This window comes from Cryobacterium psychrophilum (genome assembly GCF_004365915.1).
GTDB classification, from domain to species: domain Bacteria; phylum Actinomycetota; class Actinomycetes; order Actinomycetales; family Microbacteriaceae; genus Cryobacterium; species Cryobacterium psychrophilum.
On the sequence record NZ_SODI01000001.1, the window covers coordinates 633,611 to 649,202 of the forward strand.

The window sequence follows — 15,592 nt, forward strand, 5'->3', positions numbered from 1 at the left end:
TCCCCGCATTGCGAACAATCCGACGCGCCCCAAAACACAAAAAACCACCGCAGACACGGTCGCGGTCGTCGAATCGCCGACACAGTCCCACGAACACACCGCTTAAACCAGAAATCGCTCCTGAGAATCCTCAGGAGCGATTTCTTTTTGTTCCGACCGGGCCGTTTCGTGAACAGTTTCGCGAACGGCCCTGCGGTCGGGCTGACAGGATTTGAACCTGCGACCCCCTGACCCCCAGTCAGGTGCGCTACCAAGCTGCGCTACAGCCCGCCGCTCCAACGTGATGGTTTCAACGAACAAAACCCGCAGGAGGCAACTGGATTAGCTTACCGCCTCTGAGCGGCTGCAAAGTGCACATCGGCCCCTCGGGAGCACTCCACCCCAAAGAATCCACGGAGTATCGTCCTCGCATGAACCAAACCAGTGAGATCACGGTGGCCTCCGTAGGCCGAGCATGACACCGAGTTGTAAGAATGGCCCATTCGCAGGAGAGGGACGGTGGCGGCGGGCACAAGGCGCCCGCCGCCACTTCGCTCCAGCGATCTAGACGGTCGGCGCACCCGCCATGCTGGCCGCGATGGTGCGCATGGCCGAGGTGTCGGCCAGGGTGGCGACATCGCCGACATCCCGGCCCTCGGCCACATCTCGCAGCAGACGCCGCATGATCTTGCCCGACCGCGTCTTCGGCAGCTCCGGCACGATCAGCAGGCGCTTCGGCCTCGCGATCGGCCCGATCTCCTTGGCAACGTGGGCCATGAGCACCGCGGCGACGCCCGCCTGGTCACGGGCGTCGTTGCCGTTGCCGTCGCGGAGGATGACAAAGGCCACGATGGCCTGGCCAGTCGTCGGGTCCGAGGCACCCACGACGGCGGACTCCGCCACGGCGGGGTGGGAGACGAGAGCCGACTCCACCTCCACCGTTGAGATGCGGTGGCCCGAGATGTTCATCACGTCATCGACCCGGCCGAGCAGCCAGATGTCACCGTGCTCGTCGTACTTCGCCCCGTCCCCGGCGAAGTAGTAGCCCTGCGCCTTGAACTGGTCCCAGTAGACCTCTTGGGCGCGTTCCGGTTCGCCCCAGATGCCCCGGGACATGGCGGGCCAGGGCTTGTCGATGACGAGGTACCCACCCTCGCCCGCTTCGACCTGCTGGCCGTGGTCGTCGACGATCTGCACGGATATCCCGGGCAGCGCCACCTGCGCCGAGCCCGGTTTCGTGGCCGTGACGCCGGGCAGCGGGGTGATCATGATCGCGCCGGTCTCGGTCTGCCACCACGTATCGACGATCGGTGTCGTACCCCGGCCGATGTGCGTGTGGTACCACATCCACGCTTCCGGGTTGATGGGCTCCCCCACGCTGCCGAGCAGACGCACCGACTCGAGGTTGTACCCCTGCGGAATGTGCTCGCCCCACTTCATGAAGGTGCGGATCAGCGTCGGCGCAATGTAGTAGATCGTCACGCCGTACTTCTCGATAATCTCGAAGTGCCGTCCCTCGTGCGGGGTGTTCGGCGTTCCCTCGTACATCACCTGGGTGGCGCGGTTGGCCAGGGGCCCGTAGACGATGTAGCTGTGCCCCGTGATCCAGCCGATGTCGGCACCGCACCAGTAGACATCCGTGTCCGGTTTGAGGTCGAAGACCACGCGGTGCGTATACGCGACCTGGGTGAGGTATCCACCGGAGGTGTGCAGGATGCCCTTGGGCTTACCTGTCGTGCCCGACGTGTAGAGAATGAACAGCGGATGCTCCGAGTCGAACGACTCGGGCTCGTGCTCGGGCGACTGGGAGCCGACGAACTCGTCCCACCAGAGATCCCGCCCGCCCTGCATCGCGACAGGCTCCCCCACACGCCGAACAACAAGCACCTTCTCCACGGTTTCGGCGCCCTCGAGCGCCTCGTCGACATTCGCCTTCATCGGCGCGCCGGCTCCTCGCCGGTATTGCCCATCAGAGGTGATGACGACTCGTGCCTCGGCGTCGTCCACCCTGGCGCGCAGGGCAGCCGGCGAGAATCCGCCGAAGACGACACTGTGCACGAGGCCCAGACGGGCGCAGGCGAGCATGGAGACGACCGCCTCCGGGATCATCGGCAGCTGGATGACGACCCGGTCGCCGGCGACCAGGCCGAGTGAGGACAGCGCGTTGGCCGCCCGGCTGACCTCGTCCTTGAGCTGCGCGTAGGTGATGTCGCGGGTGTCGCCGGGCTCGCCGACCCAGTGCAGGGCAACCTGGTCACCGTGCCCGGACTCCACGTGACGGTCCACGCAGTTGTACGCCACGTTGAGCTTGCCGCCGTGGAACCAGCGCGCGTTCGGCGGGTTCGACCAGTCGAGCACCTCGTCCCATGGCTGCGTCCAGACGAGATTCTCGGCCTGGGTGGCCCAGAAGTGCTCGCTGTCCCGATCGGCGTGCTCGTAGTGCGAGGCATCGGCATTCGCTTGGGCCTGAAAATGCTCCGTCGGCGCGAAGGTGCGGGTGACATCCGGACCGGTCCGGGCACTGGATTCCCTCGACATCAGTGGTCCACCGCTTCCTTCTCGGCGCCGACGCCGGTGAGCGAACGCACCTCCATTTCGGCCTGCTTGTCCACGTCGCGCGGGACCTTGTCGAGCACGGTGCCGAGCCAGCCCAGGATGAAGGCGAGCGGGATGGAGACAAGGCCCGGGTTGCTGAGCGGGAAGATCGCGAAGTCAGCGCCGGGGATCATCGACGTTGCGGAGCCGGAGACGACGGGCGAGAACGCGATCAGGAGGATGGCCGAGGCCAGTCCGCCGTACATGCTCCACACGGCGCCCTGGGTGCTGAACTTCTTCCAGAACAGTGAGTACAGGATGGTCGGCAGGTTGGCCGAGGCTGCGACGGCGAACGCCAGCGCCACGAGGAAGGCCACGTTCTGGCCGTTGGCGCCGATACCGCCGATGATCGCAATGATGCCGATGATGATCACGGTGCGACGTGCAATCTTGACCTCGTCCTCCGGACGGGCGTTGCCCTTCTTGAACACGCTGGCGTAGATGTCGTGGGCGAAGGACGCGGCGGCGGTGATGGTCAGGCCGGCCACAACGGCCAGGATCGTCGCGAAGGCCACCGCAGAGATCAGGCCGAGCAGAATCGGACCGCCGAGCTCGAAGGCCAGCAACGGAGCGGCGGAGTTGACGCCGCCCGGGGAGGCAAGGATGCGGTCGGCGCCGATGAGTGCTGCCGCGCCGTAACCGAGAACCAGCGTGAAGATGTAGAACCCACCGATGAGCCAGATGGCCCACACGACTGAGCGGCGAGCTTCCTTGGCCGTCGGAACGGTGTAGAAGCGCATCAGCACGTGCGGCAGCGCCGCGGTGCCGAGCACCAGGGCGAGAGCCAGGGAGATGAAGTCAAGCTTGGTGACATCGTTCAGGCCGAACTTGAGGCCGGGGTTCAGGATCTCCGGGTTGCCCGCAGTCACCACGGCGGCGTCCAGCAGGGTGGAGAGGTTGAAGCCGTGCAGGGCGAGCACCCAGACGGTCATCACGGCGGCGCCAGCGATCAGCAGGCAGGCCTTGATGATCTGCACCCAGGTGGTGCCCTTCATGCCGCCGATGAGTACATAAACGATCATCAGGGCACCGACGATGGTAATGACGATGGACTGGCCGGCCTTGTCGTTGATTCCGAGAAGGAGCGAGACGAGCCCGCCGGCGCCGGCCATCTGGGCCAGCAGGTAGAAGAAGCACACGACCAGGGTGGTGATCGCGGCCGCGATGCGAACCGGGCGCTGCTTCAAACGGAAGGAGAGGACATCCGCCATCGTGTATTTGCCGGTGTTGCGCAGGAGCTCAGCGACCAGCAGTAGCGCGACCAGCCACGCGACGAGGAAGCCGATGGAGTACATGAAGCCGTCGTAGCCGGTGATGGCAATCGCCCCAACGATGCCGAGGAACGACGCCGCAGAGAGGTAGTCGCCGGCGATGGCGGTGCCGTTCTGGCCGCCGGTGAAGGAACGTCCGGCCGCGTAGTAGTCGGCTGCGGTCTTGTTGTTGCGGCTCGCGCGAAGCACGATGAACAGCGTGATCGCGACAAAGGCGCCGAAAATGCTGATATTCAGGACCGGGTTGCCCGGGGAGGATGCCGCGGTTGCAAGGTGGATATTCACTTGGACTCCTTCGTGGCAAATGCGAGCGGGCCCTCAATTTCGTGGCGGATTTTCGACGCGATCGGGTCGAGCCGGCGCCCGGCGTAGCTGACGTACCAGGTGGTGATCGCGAAGGTGGTGACGATCTGTGCGAGGCCGAGCAGCAGGCCGATGTTCACGCTGCCGAAGACCTTGATCGACATGAAGTCGTGCGCGTAACCCGCCAGGAGCACGTACGCGAAATACCAGAGCAGGAAGGCGATGGCCACCGGGAAGACGAAACTCCGATGACGTTTGCGCAGCTCCTGGAATTCGTCCGATTTCTGCACTTGATGGAAGGTCTCTGCCGAAACGGCCACTTCCTCGGTCAGGGCGTCATTGCCCATGATGTTCTCCTCGTCATTGAAAAAGATTCCCGCAGTCGCTGCCGGGACTTGTATGGTGCGGCCCACTCTCCCCCGAGTCGCCTCTCCGGTGACCGCGTTCCGGGGAATCCATCGCCCAACGGCAGTCAGCATGCGCCGAACGGCAGGTTCCTCGCGTGAGGATTAGTGTTAGCACCATGCCCGAGTCACCGCTGCTCACCGTGGCCGTTATCGGCGTCGTCGTGATCACCCTGATCATCGCGCTCGTCGGCGCCGTGGGATTCCGGCTGCTCCGCTCGTGGCGGGAACTGGGCACGGATGCGGAGCGGGCCACGTTCACGACGCTGCACTCAGCATCTTTGGCGGGCAAGCACCTGCGCAACGGACTCGAACCGGCCGGTGCCGCGAAGGCGAGCAAACATCTGCGGAGCCTGCTGGGCTGCGAGGCGGTGGCCCTCACGGATGTTACTGGTGTGCTCGCCTGGGACGGGATCGGGGAAGATCACCGCGACGCGGCCATGGGCCTGGCCGCGAAGGTGCTGGCGACGGGCCGCACCCAGGTGGTCCGGGAGTCCGGGACGCACTTGGTCGAGCTGAAAGAGGCCGTCGTGGCCCCGATCCGGGCCGGATCGCGCATCGTGGGCGCGCTTGTCGCCTACGCGCCGCGGGCCAAGCCGGGCCTGGTTCGCGCCACCGGCGAGGTGGCCGACTGGGTGGCGGCGCAGGTCGAACTGGCCGAACTTGAGTCCTCCCGCACGCTTCTGGTCGAGGCCGAAGTGCGCGCGCTGCGCGCCCAGATCAGCCCTCATTTCATCTACAACTCGCTCAACGCCATCGCCTCCTTCATCACCACCGATCCGGCCAAGGCCCGCGACCTCGTGCTGGAGTTCGCCGACTTCACCCGGTACTCCTTCCGCCGGCACGGCGATTTCACCACCGTCGCCGAGGAGTTACGCTGCATCGAGCACTACCTCAAGCTGGAACGCGCCCGTTTCGGCGACCGGTTGCTGGTCAGCCTGACCATCGCGCCGGAGGTGCTGAGCACCGTGATTCCCTTCCTCAGCCTGCAGCCGCTCGTGGAGAATGCCGTGCGGCACGGGCTTGAGGACAAGGAAGGCATCGGCAGAATAACGATCACCGCCCAGGATGCGGGGGCGTTCGTGGAGGTCACGATCGAAGACGATGGTGTCGGCATCGAACCGGAGCACCTGCGGTCGGTGCTTGCAGGCCATAGCGACAGCGATCACGTCGGGCTGCGCAACGTCGACTCCCGGCTGCGCCAGGTCTACGGCGATGACCATGGGCTGGTCGTGGACACCGCCCCCGGTGCGGGAACGCTCATCACCATGCGGGTGCCCAAGTCCCAGCCCCGACCCGACCTCGCCTCATGACCGACGTGCCCAGTGACTGACAGACTGACTCCATGATCACTGTCCTCATTGCCGATGACGAGCCGCCCGCCCTGGACGAGCTGACCTTCCTGCTCGGCAAGGACGAACGGGTCGGTACGATTCACCGCGCCTCGTCCGGATCAGAGGCCCTGCGCATCCTCGATCACGAACGTGTGGACGCGCTGTTCCTCGACATCCATATGCCGGGGCTGTCAGGCCTGGATATCGCCCGCGCCCTGTCGCGGGCGGGCCACGCCCCCGCCGTGGTTTTCGTCACCGCCGACGAGGACCACGCCGTGAAAGCCTTTGAGCTGGCCGCCGTCGATTACCTGCTCAAGCCCGTTCGCGCCGAACGGCTGGCCATATCGGTCGGGCGGGTGATCGAGGCAATGACGATCGCCGAAACCGTCCCCGCCGCGATGATCACCGTCGACGTCGGCGGCGCGAAAAGAATGATCCGCCGCGACGAGGTGCGTTACGTGCAGGCCCAGGGCGACTACGCCCGGCTGCACACCGCGGACTCCAGCCACCTCATCCGGGTTCCGCTCGCCGATCTGGAGAAGCAATGGGCCGAGGCCGGCTTCCTGCGCATCCACCGGTCCTATCTGGTGTCGATGGCGCACGTCACGAAGGCGAACCTGGGCGCCGCGCAGCCGACGGTGATCACCAACGGCGCCGAACTGCCCGTGAGCCGGCGGCACCTGCCCGCCCTGCGGGAAAAGCTCGAGGCCACGCGCATCCGGCCGTCCGCATGAGCCCCGACGAGACCCCCGGCCAGAACTCGCCCCGACGGGTGCGGGTCACTGCGCCGCGGTCCCAGGCCCGGCGAGCTTCGCCGGGCTACCCGGTGGCCCGAGAAGTGGCCGAGCAGTCGGAGGTGGGCCAGGTCTTCGTGCGATCGCTCATCCGCTCACAGCTTCGGCTTGCGGTGGTCGTCGCGGTCGGCTTCCTCCTCGTGCTGCTGGCCTTTCCGCTGCTACTGGCCTGGGTGCCCGGCATCGACCAGGCCACGTTTCTCGGGGTGCCCTTCAGCTGGTTACTGCTCGGCGTCGGCGTCTACCCGCTGATCGGGCTGAGCGCCTGGTTATACGTGCGCACCGCCTCGCGCAACGAGGCCCGGTACCTCGACCTGGTCGAAGACGAATGAACCCGGCGGTGGGCTACGCGGGCCTGATCGGCGTCTTCGTCGTGACCGCGGTGATCGGCTTCTACGGCCTCCGGATCTCCCGGACCACCGAGGATTTCTACGTCGCCTCGCGCACGGTCCGGCCGTGGTGGAACGCCTCCGCCATCGGCGGCGAGTATCTCTCCGCCGCCAGCTTCCTCGGTGTCGCCGGGCTGATCCTGATCTCCGGGGCGGAAGCGCTCTGGTTCCCGATCGGTTACACGGCCGGCTACCTGATGCTGCTGCTCTTCGTGGCAGCGCCGCTCCGCCGCTCCGGCGCGTACACGGTTCCCGATTTCACCGAGGGGCGCCTGGAGTCGGTGGCGGCGCGCCGGGTCACCAGCCTCCTCGTGGTCCTCGTCGGCTGGTTCTACATCGTTCCGCAGTTGCAGGGCGCGGCGCTCACCATCCGCATAGCCACCGGGCTGCCACCGTGGATCGGATCGGTGGCCGTCGCCGTCGTCGTCTGCATCACGGTCCTGATGGGCGGTATGAGGTCCATCACCTTCGTGCAGGCCTTCCAGTTCTGGCTCAAACTCACGGCGATCGCCGTTCCCATCGTCTTCGTCCTGATCGTGATGGCCAACAACGGGCTCGCCGTTCCCGTCGTCGCCGAGCCGTTTGCGTCCGATCCGGTCAGTTTTCCCGCGGCCGGCGCCTACCGGAACATTTCGCTGGTCATTGCCCTGTTGTTCGGCACGCTGGGACTGCCGCACGTGCTGGTGCGCTTTTACACGAACCCGGACGGCCCGTCCGCCAGACGCACGACCCTCATCGTGCTGGCGCTCCTGTCCGTTTTCTACATCTTTCCCACACTGTACGGCGTCGTGGGGCGGGCATTCGCGCCTGACCTCGCGGTCGTCGGCACAGCGGATGCGCTGGTGCTGCTGCTGCCCGGACGGCTGATCCCCGGGCTGGCGGGCGACGCACTCACGGCCCTGGTCATCGCCGGGGCCTTCGCCGCATTCCTTTCGACCACCTCGGGGCTCGTGGTCTCCGTCGCGGGCGTGATCAGCCAGGACGTGCTCGGCGGACGGGTGCGCGGATTCCGGATCGCGGCGGTGTTCTCCTCCATCGCCCCGCTCGGCGTGGCCCTGATGACCGACCCGATGCAACTGGCCGGCAGCGTGGGCCTGGTCTTCGCCTTTACCGCCTCGACCCTGTGCCCGCTGTTATTGCTCGGCATCTGGTGGCGCGGCCTGACCGACGCCGGCGCGATAGCCGGGATGCTCGCGGGCGGCGCCCTCTGCGGTGGGTCCATCGTGCTCGGCAGGGTGCTCGGGTCCGGCGCCGGTCCGCTCGCAGAGCTGCTGGCGCAACCGGCCGCCTGGACCGTTCCCGCGGCCTTCGCCGTGATGATCGGGGTATCACTGGCCACGAAGAGCCGGCGTCCGGGCGGCATAACGAAAATCATGACCCGGTTGCACACACCGGAACGTCCGCCGGCCTCCGCGACCCGCTGATCGGCCGACCATCGCTCGACGGGCTCGACCTCCGAAGCGCACATTTCGACAAGCACGCGCACGCTCAGCCGTGCGCACACTGTCTAAATTGGCGCGCGAGCATCCGTCCTGTGGACGGGGGAAACGCGAAACGCGCGCGCCCCGAAGGACGCGCGCGTTTCTGTAAGCAAACTGTTTAGCGCTTGCGCTTCTCACGCACGCGCATGCTGAGGTTGATCGGGCTTCCTTCGAAGCCGTAGAGCTCGCGCAGACGACGCTGGATGTAACGGCGGTAACCCGGGTCCAGGAACCCCGTGGTGAACACCACGAACGTCGGAGGACGGCTCGACGCCTGGGTGCCGAAGAGGATGCGAGGCTGCTTGCCACCGCGCACGGGGTGCGGGTGGGCTGCGGCGAGCTCGGCCAGGAAGGCGTTGAACTTGCCGGTGGCGATGCGGGTGTCCCACGACTCGAGCGCGAGTTCGAGGGCCGGAACCAGCTTCTCCATGTGGCGACCGGTCAGCGCCGAGATGTTCACGCGCGGGGCCCACGACACGTGTGCCAGGTCCTGCTCGATTTCACGCTCGAGGTAGCGGCGACGGTCGTCGTCGATCTGGTCCCACTTGTTGAAGGCGAGAACGAGGGCGCGACCCGATTCAATGACGAGGTCTATCACGCGAATGTCCTGCTCGCTGATGACCTCGGTCACGTCGAGGAGAACCACGGCGACCTCGGCCTTTTCGAGCGCGGCACTGGTACGCAGCGAGGCGTAGAAGTCGGCGCCCTGCGCGAGGTGAACGCGGCGGCGAATTCCGGCGGTGTCAACGAAACGCCACACCTTGCCGCCGAGCTCAACCTGTTCGTCAACCGGGTCGCGGGTGGTTCCGGCGAGGCTGTTGACGACAACGCGCTCTTCACCGACGACCTTGTTCAGGAGGCTCGACTTGCCCACGTTCGGGCGGCCGAGGATGGCCACGCGGCGGGGGCCGCCGATTTCCTGCTTGGCTACAGCGGAGATCTCGGGGAGAACTTTGAGGATCTCGTCGAGCAGGTCAGCGACGCCACGACCGTGCAGGGCGGAAACCGGCCACGGCTGGCCGAGTCCGAGCGACCACAGGCTTGCCGCTTCGGGCTCCTGGCGTACGTCGTCAACCTTGTTGGCGATCAGGAAGACGGGCTTGCCGCTCTTGCGCAGCATCCGTACAACGGCTTCGTCGGTCGACGTGGGCCCAACGTTCGCGTCAACGACAAACATGACGAGGTCGGAGAGGTCGATGGCGATCTCGGCCTGGGCGGCAACGGATGCGTCGATGCCCTTGGCGTCGGGCTCCCACCCTCCGGTGTCGACGAGGCTGAACTTGCGTTCGTTCCAATCGCCCTTGTACGCCACGCGGTCACGCGTCACGCCGGGGGTGTCTTCAACGACGGCCTCGCGGCGGCCGAGAATACGGTTGACGAGCGCCGACTTGCCCACGTTGGGGCGGCCGACGATCGCGATCACCGGAACGGCCGGCAGGTACTGGATCGCGTTCGGGTCGTCGGTGACGGTCGACAGCACGTCGAAGTCTTCGTCATCGAGATCGTACTCGTCGAGGCCGGTGCGCAGCGCTTCTGCTCGCTTGGCGGCCAGCTCCTCGTCGAGGTTCGCCAGCCTTTCCGCCAGCTCGTTGTCGAGCGCGGAGCCCGTGTCGTCGTATTCCTCAGTCATTTGCCCTAGCCGTACGTGTGTGGATGACGTCGATGACCGCGGTAATGGTCTGTTCTAAGTCAAGGTGGGTGGAGTCAACGGTGGTGACACCGTCTGCGGCGCTCATAAAATCGACGACCTGTGAGTCAGCACGATCTCTCGATCGCAGCTGATCTGCTACGGTTTCGGCCGACTGGGTGGTTATTTCCGCAGAGCGCCTAGCCATTCTAGCCTCTTCGGATGCGGTGAGTAGAATGCGCACGTCTGCATCGGGTGCCACGACGGTCGTAATGTCGCGTCCTTCCACGACGACGCCGGGCCGATCCACGTTGTTCGCGAGGTTCTGAAACAGCCAGGTGAGGTGCGTGCGCACCTCGGGAACCCGGGCCACGGCGCTGACGGCAGCAGACACGGCGGGCGAGCGGATGGCGTCGGTCACGTCGGTCTCCCCCACGAGCACGAAGTATTCGTCGGGGTCGGTTCCGATGGAGTAGTCGAAGTCGGCCAGTGCGGCCTTCACCGCGTCGGCGCTTTCGGTGTCGACCTTGTGGTCGAGCACGTGCCAGGCGAGAGCGCGATATGCGGCGCCGGTGTCGAGGTAGGCGAAGCCGAGGCGGCGGGCCGCGGCGCGACTCACGCTCGACTTCCCGCTTCCGGCCGGACCATCTATGGCGACGACCGTGGGGAAAGAGTGACGAGCCATGCGTTTAACCAGCAATCCGCCAGCCGCGGGCGGCCAGCTCAGTCGTGAGGCGAGAAACGGCCTCGGGAAGAACGGAAATTTCAGCAAGCCCCAGCGGGGCGCCCGGCGAGTGCTCGAGTCGGAGGTCCTCGAGGTTCACGCCGAGGTCACCGATGTCATTGAGCAGGGCGGCGATCTGCCCCGGGCGGTCGTTGACCATGACGATCATCGAGGCGAAGCGACGGTCCTGGCCGTGCTTGCCGGGCAGGCGCGCCACCCCGGCGTTGCCACCCACGAGTTCCTCGGCGACGCGGCGCTGGGCACCGGGGGCGGCGGGGTCGGCGAGGGCGTCAATGAAACGGTCGAGGTCGTCGCGGTAGGCGAGGAGGATCTCGCGAACCGGCGCCGAGTTGGCGCCGAGAATCTGCACCCACAGGTCGGGGTCGCTCGCCGCGACGCGCGTCACGTCGCGCAGGCCCTGGCCAGCCAGGTTCAGGGAGGAATTGGCGGCATCGGTCAATCGCCTGGCCATGAGCGTGGAGATCACCTGCGGCACGTGGGACACCAGTGCCACACCGCGGTCGTGCTCCTCGGGGGTCAGCTCCACGAGAATGGCACCGAGGTCGAGAATGAGATCGTCGATCGCGCCGGCCTGCTGGTAGCTGATGGCGTCGTGTGCGGCGACGACCCAGGGACGGCCGATGAAGAGGTCGGCGCGACCCGAGAGCGGACCGCCCTTCTCCCGACCGGCAAGCGGATGCGAGCCGATGTAGCGGCTGATGTCGGCTCCCCTGGCACGCAACTCGGCGAGGGGTGCGAGCTTGACGCTGGCAACATCGGTGACGATCGCGTTCGGGTAGGACTCGAGTTCGCGGGCCACCACCTCGGCGGTGACGTCCGGTGGAACGCACACGACGATGAGCTGCGGGGCGTCGCCCGGAACGGCCGCGCGGCCCGCTCCGTAGTCGATCGCGATGCTCAGGTGCGTGGGGGACGCGTCAGCGAGGATGACCTCGATACCGCGGTTGCGCAGGCCGAGGCCCACGCTCGTGCCGAGCAGGCCAACGCCCACGACGCGCACCGGACCGACGAGTCGGCTCTCGATCGGTGTGCTCGCGGCCGGCCGCGCGTCGATTCCGGCCGGCATTGTGCTGCCTTCGCCGTCAGCGCGCTCGGCGGGTGTGGTCATTAGCGAGCGTCGCGACGGTCGTCACGAGAGTCGCGGGAATCGCGGGAATCGCGATCGTCACGAGAGTCGCGCTGCTCGCCGGCGGGCTGGTCGGCCTGCGGGCGCTTGCTCGGCGCCTGACGCGACACGGTGAGCAGCAGTCCGAGCTCTTCACGGGTGAGTTCGCGCAGTGCGCCCTGGCGCAACGTGCCCAGGTGGAGCGGGCCAAACTGGCGGCGCACGAGGTCGATCACGGGATGGCCGACGGACTCCAGCATCCGTCGCACGATGCGGTTACGCCCGGAGTGCAACGTCACCTCGACCATGCTCACGCCATCGCCGGGAGGGCTCGTGATGATGCGCGCCTTGTCGGCCTTGATGGGGCCGTCTTCGAGTTCGATGCCGCTCTGCAGCTGGCCGATGGTCTGCGCGGAGACGCGGCCCTCCACCTTGGCGATGTAGGTCTTCATCACGCCGAACGAGGGGTGGGCGAGCACGTGTGCCATGTCGCCGTCGTTCGTGAGGATGAGCAGCCCACTGGTCTGGGCGTCGAGGCGGCCCACGTTGAAGAGGCGCTCGTCGAACTGGTCCGTGAACTCGCGCAGGTCGGGGCGGCCGTGCTCGTCCATCATGGAGGAGACCACCCCAACGGGCTTGTTGAGCATGATGTAGCGGCGGGTCGTGTCAAGCTGCACGGCCACGTTGTCCACGGCCACCTGGTCCGTTTCGGGGTGCACGCGACGGCCGAGCTCGGTGACGACCTTGCCGTTCACCCGCACCCGACCCGAGGTGATCATCTCTTCCGACACGCGACGCGACGCTACGCCGGCCGCTGCGAGCACCTTCTGCAGGCGGATGCCGTCGGCCGCGGCCTCGGGGTTCGTTCCCGCGTCAGGATTGTTCGTGATTTCATGGTGGTCGTTCGTCATCGCAGATCCTCGAATCCGTCGGAGCCGTCGTCGAGCAACGGCGATATGTGTGGCAACTCGTCGAGCGAGTTGATTCCGAGCTGGGTCAACAGCAAGTCTGTGGTGGCGTAGTTGATTGCGCCAGTTTCGACGTCGGCGAACGCCTCGGTGATGAGGCCCCGGCCCAGCAGCGTGCGCACGACGGAATCGACGTTCACCGCACGGATGGACGCGACCGCGCCGCGCCCGATCGGCTGCTTGTAGGCGATCACTGCGAGCGTCTCGAGCGCGGCCTGCGAGAGGCGGCTCGGGTTCTGGGTGAGCACGAAGTCGGCCACGAGCGGGTCGTGGGCGGCGCGCACGTAGATACGCCAGCCGCCGGCCACTTCGCGCAGCTCGAAGCCGCGCCGCACGGTGTTGAATTTTCCGTCAAAGTCGTCGACGAGCCGCGATACGGATGCGGCGACGTCCCCGGCCGGCCGGCTCACGGCCGTCGCGAGGTGCACGATGCTCTGCGGTTCATCCGCCACCATGAGCAGGGCCTCAAGTTCACGGTCAAGCGCAAACGGCTCCGCGGCCGGGTGGGTCTGTGTGTCAGTTGTCATAGTCGGCTCCGAGATTCGCGAGGTTCTCATCTGACCAGTTGGAGGCGCTCCAGCGCAGGGTGAGCTCACCGAGAGGCTCGATCTGGTCGAAGGAAATGGCACCGTAGCGGTACAGCTCGAGCACCGCGAGAAAGCGGGCGATCACGATGCCCTTCTCGTTGGTGCCCACGATGAGGTGGCGAAAGGAGAGCGGCTCCCCCGGCTTGAGCATGGCCACGATGTACGCGGCCTGCTCACGGATGCTCACCAGCGGCGCGTGCAGGTGGTCAAGTCCCACGGTGGGCAGCTCGCGCGGCGTGAGGGCGAGCGCGGCAAGGGCCCCGAAATCCTGCAGCGAGAGCGTCCACATAAGTTCGGGGGTCTGCTGACGGTACTTCTCCTCCAGCCGCACGGACCGCACATGCCGGGACGACTCCGTGTCGAGGCGGTCGCCGAACCAGATCGAAGCCTGCTTGAACGCCCGGTACTGCAGCAGGCGGGCGAAGAGCAGGTCCCTGGCCTCGAGCAGGGCCACATCCTCGGCATCGACCAGTTCGCCCTGCGGCAACAGGCCAGCCACCTTGAGGTCGAGCAGCGTCGCGGCTACCACCAGAAACTCGGTCGCCTGGTCGAGCTCTTCCGGACCGGTGAGGCCGCGCAGGTACCCGATGAACTCGTCGGTCACCTGGCTCAGGGAGATCTCGGTGATGTCCAGCTCGTGGCGCGAGATCAGGTTGAGCAGCAGGTCGAATGGGCCCTCGAAATTGCCGAGGGCGACCGAAAACGCGGGCTTCTCGGCCGCGCTAGGCGACTGCGCCACGTTGAATCAGTTCCCGAGCCACGGAGAGGTACGCCTTGGCGGCCGGGTGTTCCGGGGCGAATTCGGTGATCGGTATTCCGGCGACGCTGGCGTCGGGGAACTTCACGGTGCGGCCGACCACGGTGTCGAGCACGCGATCGCCGAACGCGTCGACGACCCGCTCGAGAACTTCCCGTGAGTGCAGCGTGCGGGAGTCGTACATGGTGGCGAGAATACCGTCGAGCTCGATGGCCGGGTTGAGCCGGTCGCGTACCTTGTCGATGGTTTCGATGAGCAGGGCGACGCCGCGCAGGGCGAAGAACTCACACTCGAGCGGGATCAGCACGCCGTGAGCAGCGGTAAGCGCGTTCACGGTGAGAATTCCGAGGGAGGGCTGGCAGTCGATGAGAATGACGTCATATTCGGGTGTGAGCTTGCGCAGCACCCGCGTGAGGATCTGCTCGCGGGCGACCTCGTTCACGAGGTGCACCTCAGCGGCCGAGAGGTCAATGTTTGCCGGGATCACGTCGAGACCCTCAACGGAGGTCTGCTGCACCGCATCCATCGGGTCGACCTTGCTGCTCAGCAGCAGGTCATAAATGGTGGTGACATCGTGCGTGGGCACGCCGAGGCCGGCCGAGAGGGCGCCCTGCGGGTCGAAGTCGATGGCGAGCACGCGGCGGCCGTAGCTCGCCAGGGCCGCACCGAGGTTAATGGTGGTCGTGGTCTTGCCCACGCCGCCCTTCTGGTTGCAGAGCGCAATAACGCGCGCCGGACCGTGGCTGTTCAGCGGTTCAGGATCAGCAAAATCCTGCTTCTCACGTCCTGTGGGACCAACGGGAGTCTCATCCAATCCGGGTAGAGATATCCGTTCACCCTGCCGACGCGCCACTGATGTCCTCGATCCGCTTTTTGCCACCTTCCGATTCTACCGATTGCACGGCCCGAGCGTTGCTCGCCGTGCCGCGCGCCCCGCATTCCTGCCCGCAACCACCCGCAATGGTCATGAATCGGCTCTGGCGTTCTGGGGGTTCCCCGTCGTCGACGACGTGTTTGCGGCATCCGTGCACGTGCCGAGTGGCCAGAAATGCACCGTGTCAGGGAGTTGGCTGGTCTCGCCGAATATGTGAAACCTGAGTATCTGCATGGAATGACGCCCGGCGATGCTGTCCTGAAGGAGAAAGTGCGGGAATACGACCGTCGAGCCGACGGAGACACCGCGGCTGAATGGCCCCCGGAGGACCTACGCAAACGTCAATGACTGTTGCGCATCCTCACGACGGCGGGCCTGC

At 66.3% G+C, this 15,592-nt stretch carries 14 protein-coding genes and 1 tRNA gene; 4 read left to right on the forward strand and 11 right to left on the reverse strand.

Going from position 1 to position 15,592, the window contains the following annotated elements:
* Positions 1-196: 196 nt before the first annotated feature.
* From EDD25_RS02995 to EDD25_RS03010, 4 genes are all read right to left on the reverse strand, one after another.
* Positions 197-270, reverse strand: a tRNA-Pro gene (locus EDD25_RS02995).
* A gap of 273 nt (positions 271-543) precedes the next feature.
* Positions 544-2,517: an acetate--CoA ligase gene (acs, locus tag EDD25_RS03000; protein WP_134171963.1), complete on the reverse strand. Its 1,974-nt coding sequence runs from the start codon at positions 2,515-2,517 to the stop codon at positions 544-546.
* On the reverse strand, positions 2,517-4,130 hold the full coding sequence (locus EDD25_RS03005; protein WP_134171964.1) for a solute symporter family protein: 1,614 nt from the start codon (positions 4,128-4,130) through the stop codon (positions 2,517-2,519). Before EDD25_RS03005 ends, acs begins: the two co-directional genes overlap by 1 nt.
* A complete protein-coding gene (locus EDD25_RS03010) occupies positions 4,127-4,495 on the reverse strand; it encodes a DUF485 domain-containing protein (protein ID WP_134171965.1) in 369 nt (122 codons plus the stop codon). Before EDD25_RS03010 ends, EDD25_RS03005 begins: the two co-directional genes overlap by 4 nt.
* A 176-nt stretch (positions 4,496-4,671) precedes the next feature.
* On the opposite strand from EDD25_RS03010, the gene EDD25_RS03015 reads away from it, so the two are divergent.
* The 4 genes from EDD25_RS03015 to EDD25_RS03030 are packed head-to-tail and all read left to right on the forward strand — an operon-like array spanning position 4,672 to position 8,493.
* Positions 4,672-5,865, forward strand: coding sequence for a histidine kinase (locus tag EDD25_RS03015; RefSeq protein ID WP_134171966.1), 1,194 nt, complete (start codon positions 4,672-4,674; stop codon positions 5,863-5,865).
* A 32-nt stretch (positions 5,866-5,897) separates the two neighbouring features.
* Complete coding sequence (locus EDD25_RS03020) at positions 5,898-6,620, forward strand: LytR/AlgR family response regulator transcription factor (protein ID WP_134171967.1); 723 nt, start codon at positions 5,898-5,900, stop codon at positions 6,618-6,620.
* Positions 6,617-7,012, forward strand: coding sequence for a DUF485 domain-containing protein (locus EDD25_RS03025; RefSeq protein WP_134171968.1), 396 nt, complete (start codon positions 6,617-6,619; stop codon positions 7,010-7,012). Before EDD25_RS03020 ends, EDD25_RS03025 begins: the two co-directional genes overlap by 4 nt.
* A complete protein-coding gene (locus EDD25_RS03030) occupies positions 7,009-8,493 on the forward strand; it encodes a sodium/solute symporter (RefSeq protein ID WP_134171969.1) in 1,485 nt (494 codons plus the stop codon). The genes EDD25_RS03025 and EDD25_RS03030 overlap by 4 nt, the downstream gene beginning before the upstream one ends.
* A gap of 175 nt (positions 8,494-8,668) precedes the next feature.
* On the opposite strand, the gene der is transcribed toward EDD25_RS03030, so the two are convergent.
* Genes der through EDD25_RS03065 form a run of 7 tightly spaced genes read right to left on the reverse strand, consistent with a single transcriptional unit; the run spans position 8,669 to position 15,192 of the window.
* A complete protein-coding gene (gene der / locus EDD25_RS03035) occupies positions 8,669-10,180 on the reverse strand; it encodes a ribosome biogenesis GTPase Der (RefSeq protein WP_134171970.1) in 1,512 nt (503 codons plus the stop codon).
* The gene (gene cmk / locus EDD25_RS03040; RefSeq protein WP_134171971.1) at positions 10,173-10,862 is read right to left on the reverse strand and encodes a (d)CMP kinase; all 690 of its coding nucleotides are present in this window, start codon (positions 10,860-10,862) and stop codon (positions 10,173-10,175) included. Before cmk ends, der begins: the two co-directional genes overlap by 8 nt.
* A 4-nt stretch (positions 10,863-10,866) precedes the next feature.
* Positions 10,867-11,988: a prephenate dehydrogenase gene (locus EDD25_RS03045; protein ID WP_134175081.1), complete on the reverse strand. Its 1,122-nt coding sequence runs from the start codon at positions 11,986-11,988 to the stop codon at positions 10,867-10,869.
* A gap of 41 nt (positions 11,989-12,029) precedes the next feature.
* Entirely contained in the window at positions 12,030-12,938 is a 909-nt protein-coding gene (locus tag EDD25_RS03050) for a pseudouridine synthase (RefSeq protein ID WP_134171972.1), read from the reverse strand.
* Complete coding sequence (gene scpB / locus EDD25_RS03055; RefSeq protein WP_134171973.1) at positions 12,935-13,522, reverse strand: SMC-Scp complex subunit ScpB; 588 nt, start codon at positions 13,520-13,522, stop codon at positions 12,935-12,937. Before scpB ends, EDD25_RS03050 begins: the two co-directional genes overlap by 4 nt.
* Positions 13,512-14,321, reverse strand: coding sequence for a segregation and condensation protein A (locus EDD25_RS03060; protein WP_134171974.1), 810 nt, complete (start codon positions 14,319-14,321; stop codon positions 13,512-13,514). The genes scpB and EDD25_RS03060 overlap by 11 nt, the downstream gene beginning before the upstream one ends.
* Positions 14,305-15,192, reverse strand: coding sequence for a ParA family protein (locus EDD25_RS03065; RefSeq protein WP_134175083.1), 888 nt, complete (start codon positions 15,190-15,192; stop codon positions 14,305-14,307). The genes EDD25_RS03060 and EDD25_RS03065 overlap by 17 nt, the downstream gene beginning before the upstream one ends.
* Positions 15,193-15,592 lie beyond the last annotated feature (400 nt).

What these genes read in the sequence shown, in the direction of transcription:
- acs (WP_134171963.1), bottom strand. Translation starts at nt 2,517, where the DNA reads ATGTCGAGGGAATCCAGTGCCCGGACCGGTCCGGATGTCACCCGCACC.
- EDD25_RS03010 (WP_134171965.1), bottom strand. Translation starts at nt 4,495, where the DNA reads ATGGGCAATGACGCCCTGACCGAGGAAGTGGCCGTTTCGGCAGAGACC.
- EDD25_RS03015 (WP_134171966.1), top strand. Translation starts at nt 4,672, where the DNA reads ATGCCCGAGTCACCGCTGCTCACCGTGGCCGTTATCGGCGTCGTCGTG.
- EDD25_RS03020 (WP_134171967.1), top strand. Translation starts at nt 5,898, where the DNA reads ATGATCACTGTCCTCATTGCCGATGACGAGCCGCCCGCCCTGGACGAG.
- EDD25_RS03025 (WP_134171968.1), top strand. Translation starts at nt 6,617, where the DNA reads ATGAGCCCCGACGAGACCCCCGGCCAGAACTCGCCCCGACGGGTGCGG.
- EDD25_RS03030 (WP_134171969.1), top strand. Translation starts at nt 7,009, where the DNA reads ATGAACCCGGCGGTGGGCTACGCGGGCCTGATCGGCGTCTTCGTCGTG.
- der (WP_134171970.1), bottom strand. Translation starts at nt 10,180, where the DNA reads ATGACTGAGGAATACGACGACACGGGCTCCGCGCTCGACAACGAGCTG.
- cmk (WP_134171971.1), bottom strand. Translation starts at nt 10,862, where the DNA reads ATGGCTCGTCACTCTTTCCCCACGGTCGTCGCCATAGATGGTCCGGCC.
- EDD25_RS03045 (WP_134175081.1), bottom strand. Translation starts at nt 11,988, where the DNA reads ATGCCGGCCGGAATCGACGCGCGGCCGGCCGCGAGCACACCGATCGAG.
- EDD25_RS03050 (WP_134171972.1), bottom strand. Translation starts at nt 12,938, where the DNA reads ATGACGAACGACCACCATGAAATCACGAACAATCCTGACGCGGGAACG.
- scpB (WP_134171973.1), bottom strand. Translation starts at nt 13,522, where the DNA reads ATGACAACTGACACACAGACCCACCCGGCCGCGGAGCCGTTTGCGCTT.